The sequence below is a fragment of the Bacillus sp. FSL E2-0195 genome, from assembly GCF_038003645.1.
GTDB classification, from domain to species: domain Bacteria; phylum Bacillota; class Bacilli; order Bacillales; family Bacillaceae_G; genus Bacillus_A; species Bacillus_A mycoides.
Map to the genome: position 1 here is coordinate 1,591,900 of NZ_JBBOPN010000001.1, position 11,842 is coordinate 1,603,741.

Here is an 11,842-nt window from a genome sequence, read left to right on the forward strand (position 1 = left end):
CAATGGAAAAATGGAATAAAATATGTAAGGGTACATAATAGATAATATTTTAATAAATAAATACATATAGGAAAATGAATAATAAAGTGAAACTTCCATCAGTGGATGATCATGCGCTAAACGAGCATGATGGAAAAGGAAGGGTGTGGAATATGCCAGATTTAGTTAGTGATGTAAGTCATTATATGAACTATTTAGTAACGAAGCGAAATACCGTTTCTAGTAATATTGCAAATGCGAATACACCTGGCTATAAAGCACAAGATGTAACATTTGCTGAGAAAATGAATATGAGCAGTGCATTATACAAAAAAAATGCTGCGGATTTAAAGAGTAATCCAGATTTATATCAAACGAATGTAATGCACTTACCGACAGCAAATACGAAAAATACATACGCAAAGATTCAAACGAAATCAATGCAAACGAATAAAGATGGAAACAGTGTTGATGTAACGACAGAAATGCTAGATTTAATGAAAACAAACCAATTATACGGTGTTTCAATTAATGCAATTAATACGCAATACGCTATTAACCAAGCAGCACGTGGACGTTAATAGTAAAAGGAGAGACAAAGATGTTTCAGGCAATTAATGCAAGTGGTTCAGGGCTAACTACAGCGAGAAAATGGATGGAAGTTACTTCTAACAATATCGTAAATGCAAATACGACGGGAGCACCGGGTGCAGAGCCGTATCACCGCCGAAGTGTGGTGTTAGAATCAAACAATAATTTTGCAAGTATGCTAGATGGAGCTCCTACTAACGGAGTGAAAATAAAAAGTATTGAAACGGATCGAAATGAAAATCTTGTGTATGATCCGACGCATCCGCATGCAAATGAAGAAGGATATGTACGTTATCCGAACATTGATGTGACAGCTGAGATGACGAATGTAATGGTTGCTCAAAAAATGTATGAAGCAAATACAAGTGTATTAAATGCGAACAAAAAAATGCTCGATAAAGATTTAGAAATCGGCCGAGGATAAGAGGGAAGAGGGGAAATATGAAAATTCAACCAATGTTAAATACACAGCCATTTGGAGCGATTCAGCCGATTGGCACACAGAAAACTTCAGAAACATCTGTAGTTGAAGGCAAAAAGTTTATTGATTTATTGGAAGATATGAATCAAACGCAAAATAATGCCCAAACAGCAGTATATGATTTACTGACAAAAGGGGTAGGAGAAACGCATGACGTTCTAATTCAGCAGAAGAAAGCTGAATCACAAATGAAAACAGCTGCTCTCGTACGCGATAATCTTATTGAAAATTATAAGTCACTAATTAATATGCAAATTTAGGAAAATGGACGGGTGTATTTAAATGGAAAAGATAAAAAATGTTTTCCAATCGTTGAAAACGTGGCATAAGTTAGTGATTGGTGCTGCGCTTTTAGCGATTGCAACAGGAGCACTTTTATACTTCACCTTGCCAGATAAATATGTTGTTGTATATCAAAATTTAAATGATACAGATAAGCAAGAGATTACAGCAGAATTATCGAAGCTAGGTGTTGATTACCAATTAGCAGCCGATGGTTCGATTCGAGTGCAAAAGAATGATGCTCCATGGGTTCGAAAAGAAATGAATGGAATGGGCTTACCGTTTAATTCAAAAAGCGGTGAGGAAATTTTATTAGAAAGCTCGCTCGGTTCAAGTGAACAAGATAAGAAAATGAAACAGATTGTCGGTACGAAAAAGCAATTGGAGCAAGATATTGTACGAAATTTTGCGACGATTGAAACGGCAAATGTGCAAATTACATTACCTGAAAAAGAAACAATTTTTGATGAAGAAAAAGCAAAAGGAACAGCGGCGATAACTGTTGGTGTGAAGCGTGGACAATTATTAACAGCTGATCAAGTTGCTGGTATACAGCAAATGATTAGTGCGGCAGTTCCTGGCGTGAAAGCAGAAGAAGTAAGTGTTATTGATAGTAAAAAAGGTATCATCTCAAAAGGAACAGATGAAGCGCATTCTAACAGTTCCTCTTCTTATGAAAAAGAAGTAGAGATGCAGCATCAAATTGAAGGTAAATTAAAGCAAGATATTGACGCAACGTTAATGACGATGTTTAAATCAAATGAATATAAAGTGAATACGAAAGTGTCTGTAAACTACGATGAAGTTACACGTCAGTCAGAAAAATATGGCGATAAAGGTGTACTTCGCAGTAAACAAGAGCAAGAGGAAAGTTCTACTGCGCAAGAAGGAGCAGATACGAAGCAAGGTGCGGGTATTACAGCGAACGGTGAAGTGCCGAACTACGGTACGAACAATAATCAAAACGGTAAAGTTGTCTACGATAATAAAAATGGTAACAAAATTGAAAACTATGAAATAGATAAAACAGTTGAAACAATTAAGAAACATCCGGAATTAACAAAAACAAATGTTGTTGTATGGGTAGATAACGATACGTTAGTAAAACGAAAAATTGATATGACAACATTTAAAGAAGCGATTGGCACAGCAGCTGGGCTTCAAGCTGATCCGAATGGAAACTTTACAAACGGTCAAGTTAACGTTGTAACTGTTCAGTTCGACCAGCCGAAAGTTGAAAAAGAGAAAGAGCCAGAAAAAAGTGGTATGAACTGGTGGTTATTCGGTGGAATTACAGCTGGCTTGCTAGCAATAATTGGCCTAGTATGGTTTTTCTTAGCAAGACGTAAGAAAAAGAGAGAAGAAGAGGAATATGAAGAATACTTAGCAGAAGAAGAAATTGCTGCTAGTAGTGAAAGTATCCTGGAAATTCCTGAAGAAAAAATAGTACCAGAGCCAAAGCCAGAACCAGAACCGGTAGAACCATCAGAACCTACATTAGATGATCAAGTGCAGGAAGCTACGAAAGAGCATGTAGAAGGTACTGCAAAAGTAATTAAAAAATGGTTAAACGGACAGTAAGGGAGGAAAAACAATGTTAGATGAAATCTCCTCCAAAGAGAAAGCTGCCATCCTCATTCGTACATTAAACGAAGAGGTGGCAGCAAAAGTCATTGAATATATGACGGCTGAGGAAAAAGAAGTGTTACTTCGCGAAATCGCGAAGTTTCGTGTATATAAACCAGAAACGTTAGAAAATGTACTAGGGGAGTTTTTGTACGAACTAAATGTAAAAGAGTTGAATTTAGTAACTCCAGATAAAGAATACATTCGTCGTATATTTAAAAATATGCCAGAAGACGAGTTGGAAAAATTATTGGAAGACCTTTGGTATAACAAAGATAATCCATTTGAATTCTTAAATTCACTTACAGATTTAGAGCCACTTCTTACAGTGCTTAATGATGAATCGCCACAAACGATAGCGATTATTGCTTCTTATATTAAGCCGCAACTTGCTTCTCAATTAATTGAGAGATTACCAGATCATAAACGTGTAGAGACGGTAATGGGTATTGCAAAGCTTGAACAAGTAGATGGTGAATTAATTAATCAAATTGGTGAGTTATTAAAAGCAAAATTAAATAATATGGCATTTAGTGCTATTAATAAAACAGATGGATTGAAAACAATAGTGAACATTTTAAATAATGTTTCACGAGGTGTTGAAAAAACAGTCTTTCAAAAGCTGGATGAAGTCGATTATGCGTTATCTGAGAAAATTAAAGAAAATATGTTTGTCTTTGAAGACTTACTTGGTCTTGAGGATCTTGCGCTTCGCCGTGTATTAGAGGAAATTACAGATAACGGTGTTATCGCGAAAGCACTTAAAATTGCAAAAGAAGAAATTAAAGAGAAACTATTTACATGTATGTCTTCAAACCGTAGAGAGATGATTCTTGAAGAGTTAGATGGCTTAGGACCGCTTAAGATGACGGATGCTGAAAAAGCACAACAAACGATTACAGGTACGGTGAAAAAGTTAGAAAAAGAAGGAAGAATTATCGTTCAAAGAGGTGAAGATGATGTCCTTATTTAAAAACAGAATTCCGAAGAATTCTGTTTCTTTTTCTGAAGAAACGTATGAATTACAATTTCCGAAACCAGTATCAGTTCACATTGAAGAAGAGATACAAGTGGATCATGCAGAACTTCTTGCACAGCAAGATGCATTACATATTGAAATGAATCAGCTAAGGCAGCAGCAGCAAATGCTAGAACGAGAGCGTCAGCAGTTGTTGCAAGATAAAGAACAGTTTCAAATGCATATTCATGAACAAATGGAACAGATGGAAGCAGCGCGTATACAGTTTCAAAAAGAACAACAAGAAACAGCATACGAATGGACAGAGTTATTATGGAATCAATCTTTTCAGTTAGCAGAAAAAGTAGTGAATCAAGCGGTAGATTCGCGCTTATTAGACGTTTTGCCGATTTTAACAGGCATCGTGCAAACATTGCCTACTTCATTTGAAAAATTAATTATAACGGTTCATCCAGAAACATTTGAACGTATACAAGAAGAGAAAGAAAATACGAAAGAGTATTGGCTACTACAATTAGTAGAATGGAAGTATGATTTTTCTTTACAGTTTGGCGAATTTGTTCTGGAAGAAGAGAAAGAGTTTTTTGAGTTTAAATTTGCGCCTATATTTGCGAAGCTTCGTCATAAGTGGGAAGAAGAGAAGTTGTTTGAGGAGCAAAATGTATGAACAACGAGCTAATGAATGAACATAATAAATGGAATACATTTATTGAAACACCGTTTTATACGAAAGTTGGCAAAGTTCATAGTGTACAAGAGCAGTTTTTTGTAGCGAAAGGTCCGAAAGCAAAGATTGGAGATGTTTGTCTCGTTGGAGAACATAGTGTCTTATGTGAAGTAATTGCGATTGAAAAAGAAAATAATATGCTACTTCCATTTGGACAGACAGAAAAAGTATGTTACGGAGATTTAGTTACATTAATTACAGAAGATGTCGTTGTTCCCCGTGGTAATCATTTACTTGGCAAAGTGTTAAGTGCAAATGGAAAAGTGTTAAACGAAGATGCCGAGAACATTCCACTGCAAAAAATAAAATTGGATGCACCGCCGATTCATGCATTTGAGCGTGAAGAAATTACAGATGTATTTGAAACGGGAATTAAATCAATTGATTCTATGTTAACGATTGGGATCGGTCAAAAGATAGGTATTTTTGCTGGATCAGGTGTTGGTAAATCTACTTTACTTGGAATGATTGCGAAAAACGCAAAGGCTGATATTAACGTTATTAGTTTAGTAGGTGAGCGTGGCCGGGAAGTAAAAGACTTTATTCGAAAAGAATTAGGCGAAGAAGGTATGAAAAAAAGCGTCGTTGTTGTAGCGACGTCAGATGAAAGTCATCTTATGCAACTTCGCGCTGCAAAGCTTGCAACATCAATTGCCGAATATTTCCGCGATCAAGGTAATAACGTACTACTTATGATGGATTCTGTTACACGCTTTGCTGACGCACGCCGAAGTGTTGATATTGCAGTAAAGGAATTACCAATCGGTGGTAAAACACTGTTAATGGAAAGTTATATGAAGAAGTTATTAGAGAGGTCAGGAAAAACACAAAAAGGATCCATAACAGGTATTTATACAGTACTCGTTGATGGTGACGATTTAAATGGTCCTGTACCAGATTTGGCGCGTGGTATTTTAGATGGACATATTGTATTAAAGCGTGAGCTTGCAACGCTTAGTCATTACCCTGCAATCTCTGTACTAGATTCGGTAAGTAGGATTATGGAAGAAATCGTATCGCCGAACCATTGGCAGGTTGCAAATGAAATGAGAAAAATTTTATCTATTTATAAAGAAAATGAATTGTATTTCAAATTAGGAACAATTCAAGAGAATGAAGAAAATGCCTATATTTTTGAATGTAAAAATAAAGTAGAAGGTATAAATACGTTTTTAAAACAAGGTCGAACGGATAGTTTTCATTTTGAAGATATTGTCCAAGCGATGCACCATATTGTATAAGACCTCATGCCTTGGGGTCTTATTTTTTTGTTTTTTAATATTTCACAGATTTTTTTGTAAAAAAACTATATAATAGAAAAAGGTAACGTTATAATAGGAAGGGGCTATGAAAACAGGTGAATAAACAGCAGTACGACACGATTAAATTGCAGATTAATCAAGAGAAAGAACATATCTTGAAAGAAGTGTACGAACTAACAGCTGAAAAAAGAAAAATAGAACAAAAAAAAGAATATGATCTATATGTTGTGAAATCACGCAATAAGGTTGTACAAACGGGACAACGTATTATGGCTGGTATGCTTTCATCACATACATTTTCACCTGAAAGAATAGAAGAATGGAATCGAAAAATTAAAAAAACAGAAGGTTTTATTCAAAAAAATGAAAGCTTTTTAGAGCAAATAAAAGAAAAAGAACGTGTCATTGATGAAATGTATCAAGAAGATTGTAAGAAGCTTGCGAAAGTAAAAGAAAAGCTGGAAGAAAAAATGCTTCTTGATTTAAAAATGTGTATGAACGGATGAGGTGGATGTAGTGATACAGTTTGTATTACCGGTGCAGCAAAGTTTACCTCCGCAAAAAGAAAAAGGGCTAGAAGTACAATCGAAAAATGAAAATTCTTCATTCGATAATACAATGAGAATTGAAAATAAAAAACAGCCGAAAACGGAGAAACCGAAACGAGAAGAAGCACCAGAAGAAGAGAAGAAAGAATATATTCTCGCAAAAAAAATGGTAACGAAAGAAGAGCCGATTGTAAAGAAAGAAGAAAAGAAAGAGACAGAACAGTTATTGTTAGCTGTATCTGAGCAGATGGTTGCAATTGAGCAATTGCGTATGCAGCCAGAATTGTTATATCAATACATACAAAAAATACAGGCGTTATATAAAGAATACGGAAATATTAAACTGAACGAATTGCCCGCAGCTGAATTACAGCAATTACAAGAGCTTTTTTCTAACATGAATATTAAAAATGCCATATGTTTAGAAGATACAATGCAAATGGTGCTAGATAAGGTGACGATGCCAGAGCAAACGTTGCAAGTATTAAAAGTCGTAGAAACAGAAACTTGTAATATCGCAAAGAAACAAGAGGAGTCCAAGGAAGTAGAACTCCAGAAAGCTGAAAGCGATGATGTGAAGTTAGAGTTACCAGAAGTCGATCAATTAAACGATTCAAGTTCGACGGGAGCTGAATTATTAAATAAGGCGACGGGGACTGATCAAATAGGAAAACAAAATAGTGGAGCTGAGAAGGTTACATTACCTGACTTAGGCAAGAAAATGGAAGCACAAGTAGAGGCTCTGCAAAAGTTTGTAGTGAAACAAGAACGTGTTTTATTCCAGCTAAATCCAGAGAAACTTGGTTCATTAACTGTATTTATGAAAAAGCATGGAGATCAAATTGAAGTCCATGTAGAAATGGAAAAACACGATGCGAAAAAGCGTGTTGAAATAATTTTTGACGAATTGAAGCTGAAATTAAAAGAAAAAGAAATTAATATTCAAATAAGTTATTCAGAAAAAGATGAACAACGTAAAGAACAGCGAGAACAAGAGCAAAGACAAAAACAAAAATTAGCAAGTACGAAGCAGGAGAAACAAGAACCAAAAGAATTTGCTGGATTATTGGAGGAATAAAGCGTGCCAACAGTTGGGTTAAATACAACGAGTACAAACCACATTCCGTTACAGGCGGGAGCGCAAAAAAGTAACGCACCTGTTAACGGTGTACAATCGCCAGTTCAACAAACAAATGGAGTATCAGCAAGTGAACAAAAAACTCCTGGTGTAATGGGTAAAGATGATTTTCTGAAATTGTTTTTATCGAGTTTCCAGCACCAAGATCCGTTCAATGCGATGGATATGAATCAAATGATGAATCAGACAGCGCAGTTATCTCTTATGGAACAAGTGCAGAATATGACAAAAGCAGTTGACTCTTTAAGAACGACGATGTATTCGACAGCGCTTGATGGTGGAATGAAGTTTTTAGGGAAGTACGTAAGAGGTGTTGACGGCGAAGGGAAGAAAGTAATAGGTCAAGTAGAGACAGTTCGCCTTGCAGAAAATAACGATGTACAGCTTGTTATTGATAATAAAGTTGTGTCTCTTCGTTTCGTTGAAAGAGTGTCTGATAAACCGATTGGAGACACCAATCCAGAAGATGCAAAGAAAGACGATCAAGAAGAAACTGAAGAAGTAAAAACTACAAATTCATAAGGAGTGTTTATACGTTATGATTAAAGCGTTATATACAAGTATTACAGGAATGAGTGCAACACAAAATGCATTAAGTGTAACTTCAAATAATATTGCCAATGCGCAAACAGTTGGTTATAAAAAACAAAAAGCAATGTTTGATGATTTACTATATAACAATTCAATTGGTGCAAAAGCCGACGATAAATATGCTGGAACAAATCCAAAAAGTATCGGTAACGGTGTAAAATTGAGCGGAACGGTTACAGATTATAGCGATGGTACAATTACTTTAACGGGTGGTAAAACGCAAGCAGCAATGGAAGGTAACGGTTTCTTCGTAGTAGGTGATTCAAAAGGCGGAAATATGGAATTTACGCGTAAAGGTACGTTTGCAATATCTTCAGATTACTATATTACGAATACAGAAGGACAATATGTATTTGCTTATCCTGCAAATGCCGCGACTGGTGAAGTTGATTTATCTGGTATTCCAGGACCGTTGCAAATTCCAATGGGAACGGCAATTGGTGGTATTCGAACATCAAAAGGTGTAGTTGGAGGGAATATTCCAGCTGATGCAAAAGCAATTGCACAAGAGATACCTGTATATGATAATGCTGGTAATACATGGACAATGCGTGTAGAGTTTACACAAACGAGCGAACATAATTATTCATATAAAGTACAGATGCGTAATGATTCGAAAAAAGCAACAACATTTGAAGATGTTCCAGGTGCAGGCGGTAATATGACATTTGATGCTGTTGGAAATCCAAGTCCGAAAGAGCAATCGGCTAACATTCCATTTAATGGAGGCAATATAAAACTAGACCTAAGTCAGTTAACGAATCATCCGACAGATAAAACATTATCAGTAACAGGTGTAGATGGTAGAGCAGCAGCAACTGTTAAAGATTGCTTTATTGCTGACGGTGGATACGTGATGGTAAAATATTCTGATGGAAGTATGAAAGCTGCTGGCCAATTAGCTGTTGCGATGTTCCCGAACGAAGGCGGCCTAATGAAAACGGGTAATGGTAACTATACGGCGACGAATACAACTGGTATTTTAGCACTTGGTGCATCCGGTCAAAACGGTGCAGGAAAAATACGTGGTGGTGCACAAGAAGGTGCAAACGTAGATTTATCTGTAGAGTTCGTTGACTTAATGCTTTACCAACGTGGATTCCAAGGAAATGCGAAAGTAATTAAAGTTTCCGATGAAGTATTAAATGAAGTTGTAAACTTAATTCGATAATATATCATAAAGAAAAATTGTAACGTAGTAGAAAGGGTTTTTTATTCGTATGACAAGACAAGAGCGAATTTTACAACTGCCTTTTTTCGAAAATAAACGTGAGCTTGCTGAGCAAGTGTTAAAAATAGAACGAGAAGAGCATGTATATTTACCAGATCAATTTGAAATCAAACAAGTGCCTCCATATTCGTTTGGTGAAAAACAAGCAATCATTGGCCGTATACACGAGTTTTATTTCGTAAGTATTGGTAGCGATAGTGTTTGGAAGTATCAACTGTTTAAAGATGAGATGAAGTGCCGTGAGTTTTTCGTTATGTTGCCGGATATTACGGATCAGCAGCTTGCTTTTTGGTTCAATAACATTGAGCTGTTGAAAGGGGCTTAAAAGCTTTCTTTTAAGGTTTTGAGAGAGGGCCTAGCGATGAGTAGTAGCGGTTATTGCTTATGAGTGGCTCGCGCATTGTGAGAACAGAGATATGGAGTGGTTCTAGGTTAGTTGAAGAGGGGTGAGGACCTAGCTGAGTGTAGTAGCGGTCAGCTGCCTATGAGCGGCTCGTACATTGTAAGACGAGAGGTATGGAGTGGTTCTAAGGTAGTTGAAGAGACCAAAAGCCAAGTGTTTAGGTGGTGCCTCTTCACTTTTGGGAGAGAGGATTTATCCGAGTCTAGAAGCATTGATTTGAAATAGATTTAGATTAATTAAGATATTGTACAATTAGACTAAGTTTATATAAAAGGAGAGGTGAGGAGGATGGCGCAGAATAAGTATCGCGTTACATTCATTTCGCCAAGTGAGGTTGAGCAACGTACTGTAATGGCGGCGAGTAGTTTACCTAATTTAATACGTCAAGTAGAGAGTATTATTGCAGATCCGAACGGTTATTTTGTAAATGATAAAAAAAATAATTGCTATTTTAAAGTTATTAAAGAAAATGTTACGTATATTCAATATGAGTTACTATTTTCTGATAAGGAAATTCACATTGAAAAATTAAAGCATATGGCGCCTAGTGTACTGAAGAAATTATTTGAGAAAATAAATGATCCTGAACTATACGCTCTTTCGCTTATCGATGTTGATATAGCGACGAAAGAATATGTGCTAGGAGAAATGGGTCCAGAGCTAAGAATGAGAGTGGAAACAGAGCTTTCAAAAAAATGGGAAGCGATGCCGACAGAAATTGTAGGAGCACAAGAAGTGTTACTAGAGGCACTTGCTTCGTTTATACAAGATTAAGTTTTACCGGTAGTATTTCTACTTTAAAACTGTGAGGATTACTCAACTACCTATATTCTCCATATAGGTAGTTGACTTTTGAGTTTTAATAAAGCTTAATAATTAGATATACGGAATTAATGGAAGGGGAGCGACACCTTTATGTCACAAGCACAAAGTATTTTATTAGAAAGCGGAACAAACGAATTAGAAATCGTAACGTACACTGTTGGTGAAAATTTATTTAGTATTAATGTAATGAAAGTGCGTGAAATTATTAATCCATTCCCTGTTACAACTGTGCCAGAATCTCATCATGCAGTTGAAGGTGTTGTTCAAGTACGCGGTGAAATTTTACCTGTTATTAACTTAGCAACAGCTCTTAATTTAAAATCAACAAAGCCACTGGATCAAGCAAAATTTATCATTTCAGAATTAAACCAAATGAAAGTTATTTTCCGTGTTGATGAAGTGCATCGTATTCAGCGTATTTCGTGGGAACAAATCGATGAACCAGCTTCATTATCTATGGGATTAGAAGAAACGACATCTGGTATTGTAAAACTAGATGGGAAGATTATTTTATTATTAGATTATGAAAAAATTGTTTGTGAAATTAGTGGTACTGGTTATGACAATAAATCACTATCAGGATTAGAGCAAAAAACAGATCGAGCTGAAAAGGTTATTTATATTGCGGAAGATTCAGCGATGCTTCGCCAAGTATTAGAAGAAACATTATCATCAGCTGGATATACGAAAATGAACTTCTTCAGCAATGGTGCAGAAGCGTTAGCACAAATTGAAAAACTAGCAAAAGAGCAAGGTGAAAAAATGTTTGAACATATTCATCTGCTTATTACAGATATTGAAATGCCGAAAATGGATGGACATCATTTAACGAAAGTGATTAAGGATGGTGAAGTAATGAATCGTTTACCAGTTATTATTTTCTCTTCTTTAATTACGAGCGAGTTGTTCCATAAAGGTGAGGCTGTAGGGGCGAATGCTCAAGTAAGTAAACCAGATATCCAAGAGCTAATTGGACTAGTTGATAAGTTAGTGCTTTAATAGCTTCTTTTATTTGGAAGAGAGGAGCCAGCCATATGTGTAAAGACAGAAAGGTAGAGTATTTCTGAGATATTTTTGTTTTTCTGTAGCCACCGTATAATGGTCATTCTTTCGATTAATTCGTTAGCGTTGTGTAAAACCCTCATCTTTACTATAAAGGTGAGGGTTTTCTTACATGAT

The 11,842-nt window shown here is 36.0% G+C and carries 14 protein-coding genes; all 14 read left to right on the forward strand.

Annotated features, from left to right (window positions below; genetic code table 11):
• The first annotated feature begins 74 nt into the window (after positions 1-74).
• The 14 genes from flgB (at position 75) to MHH59_RS08305 (ending at position 11,662) form a co-directional block, all read left to right on the forward strand.
• Positions 75-560 (forward strand): flagellar basal body rod protein FlgB, encoded by a 486-nt coding sequence (gene flgB / locus MHH59_RS08240; RefSeq protein WP_002064629.1) that lies wholly within the window; start codon positions 75-77, stop codon positions 558-560.
• A gap of 20 nt (positions 561-580) precedes the next feature.
• Positions 581-994 (forward strand): flagellar basal body rod protein FlgC, encoded by a 414-nt coding sequence (gene flgC / locus MHH59_RS08245; RefSeq protein WP_016094399.1) that lies wholly within the window; start codon positions 581-583, stop codon positions 992-994.
• Between the two features lie 17 nt (positions 995-1,011).
• Entirely contained in the window at positions 1,012-1,311 is a 300-nt protein-coding gene (fliE, locus tag MHH59_RS08250; protein WP_002064631.1) for a flagellar hook-basal body complex protein FliE, read from the forward strand.
• A 22-nt stretch (positions 1,312-1,333) separates the two neighbouring features.
• Entirely contained in the window at positions 1,334-2,914 is a 1,581-nt protein-coding gene (fliF, locus tag MHH59_RS08255) for a flagellar basal-body MS-ring/collar protein FliF (RefSeq protein ID WP_340851047.1), read from the forward strand.
• Between the two features lie 13 nt (positions 2,915-2,927).
• Entirely contained in the window at positions 2,928-3,932 is a 1,005-nt protein-coding gene (fliG, locus tag MHH59_RS08260) for a flagellar motor switch protein FliG (RefSeq protein WP_002030936.1), read from the forward strand.
• Complete coding sequence (locus tag MHH59_RS08265) at positions 3,919-4,605, forward strand: FliH/SctL family protein (RefSeq protein WP_033706611.1); 687 nt, start codon at positions 3,919-3,921, stop codon at positions 4,603-4,605. The genes fliG and MHH59_RS08265 overlap by 14 nt, the downstream gene beginning before the upstream one ends.
• Positions 4,602-5,906, forward strand: a complete 1,305-nt coding sequence (gene fliI / locus MHH59_RS08270; RefSeq protein WP_340851048.1) for a flagellar protein export ATPase FliI — start codon at positions 4,602-4,604, stop codon at positions 5,904-5,906. The genes MHH59_RS08265 and fliI overlap by 4 nt, the downstream gene beginning before the upstream one ends.
• Before the next feature lie 116 nt (positions 5,907-6,022).
• Positions 6,023-6,433, forward strand: a complete 411-nt coding sequence (locus tag MHH59_RS08275) for a cytoplasmic protein (RefSeq protein ID WP_340851049.1) — start codon at positions 6,023-6,025, stop codon at positions 6,431-6,433.
• 10 nt (positions 6,434-6,443) lie between these two features.
• Positions 6,444-7,553 carry a flagellar hook-length control protein FliK gene (locus MHH59_RS08280; protein WP_340851050.1) on the forward strand — a complete coding sequence of 370 codons (1,110 nt, stop codon included), beginning with the start codon at positions 6,444-6,446 and terminating at the stop codon, positions 7,551-7,553.
• A gap of 3 nt (positions 7,554-7,556) precedes the next feature.
• Positions 7,557-8,135 carry a flagellar hook assembly protein FlgD gene (locus tag MHH59_RS08285; RefSeq protein ID WP_340851052.1) on the forward strand — a complete coding sequence of 193 codons (579 nt, stop codon included), beginning with the start codon at positions 7,557-7,559 and terminating at the stop codon, positions 8,133-8,135.
• 16 nt (positions 8,136-8,151) lie between these two features.
• Positions 8,152-9,375 carry a flagellar hook protein FlgE gene (locus MHH59_RS08290; protein ID WP_340851053.1) on the forward strand — a complete coding sequence of 408 codons (1,224 nt, stop codon included), beginning with the start codon at positions 8,152-8,154 and terminating at the stop codon, positions 9,373-9,375.
• Positions 9,376-9,424: 49 nt separating this feature from the next.
• Positions 9,425-9,760, forward strand: a complete 336-nt coding sequence (locus MHH59_RS08295) for a DUF3964 family protein (RefSeq protein WP_002012031.1) — start codon at positions 9,425-9,427, stop codon at positions 9,758-9,760.
• Between the two features lie 366 nt (positions 9,761-10,126).
• Positions 10,127-10,612, forward strand: a complete 486-nt coding sequence (locus MHH59_RS08300) for a hypothetical protein (protein WP_012260675.1) — start codon at positions 10,127-10,129, stop codon at positions 10,610-10,612.
• 141 nt (positions 10,613-10,753) lie between these two features.
• Positions 10,754-11,662, forward strand: coding sequence for a chemotaxis protein (locus tag MHH59_RS08305; RefSeq protein ID WP_340851054.1), 909 nt, complete (start codon positions 10,754-10,756; stop codon positions 11,660-11,662).
• Positions 11,663-11,842 lie beyond the last annotated feature (180 nt).

Bases quoted from the DNA above. Each gene is read 5' to 3' on its own strand.
- flgB (WP_002064629.1), top strand. From the start codon at position 75: ATGAATAATAAAGTGAAACTTCCATCAGTGGATGATCATGCGCTAAAC.
- flgC (WP_016094399.1), top strand. From the start codon at position 581: ATGTTTCAGGCAATTAATGCAAGTGGTTCAGGGCTAACTACAGCGAGA.
- fliE (WP_002064631.1), top strand. From the start codon at position 1,012: ATGAAAATTCAACCAATGTTAAATACACAGCCATTTGGAGCGATTCAG.
- fliF (WP_340851047.1), top strand. From the start codon at position 1,334: ATGGAAAAGATAAAAAATGTTTTCCAATCGTTGAAAACGTGGCATAAG.
- fliG (WP_002030936.1), top strand. From the start codon at position 2,928: ATGTTAGATGAAATCTCCTCCAAAGAGAAAGCTGCCATCCTCATTCGT.
- MHH59_RS08265 (WP_033706611.1), top strand. From the start codon at position 3,919: ATGTCCTTATTTAAAAACAGAATTCCGAAGAATTCTGTTTCTTTTTCT.
- fliI (WP_340851048.1), top strand. From the start codon at position 4,602: ATGAACAACGAGCTAATGAATGAACATAATAAATGGAATACATTTATT.
- MHH59_RS08290 (WP_340851053.1), top strand. From the start codon at position 8,152: ATGATTAAAGCGTTATATACAAGTATTACAGGAATGAGTGCAACACAA.
- MHH59_RS08295 (WP_002012031.1), top strand. From the start codon at position 9,425: ATGACAAGACAAGAGCGAATTTTACAACTGCCTTTTTTCGAAAATAAA.
- MHH59_RS08300 (WP_012260675.1), top strand. From the start codon at position 10,127: ATGGCGCAGAATAAGTATCGCGTTACATTCATTTCGCCAAGTGAGGTT.
- MHH59_RS08305 (WP_340851054.1), top strand. From the start codon at position 10,754: ATGTCACAAGCACAAAGTATTTTATTAGAAAGCGGAACAAACGAATTA.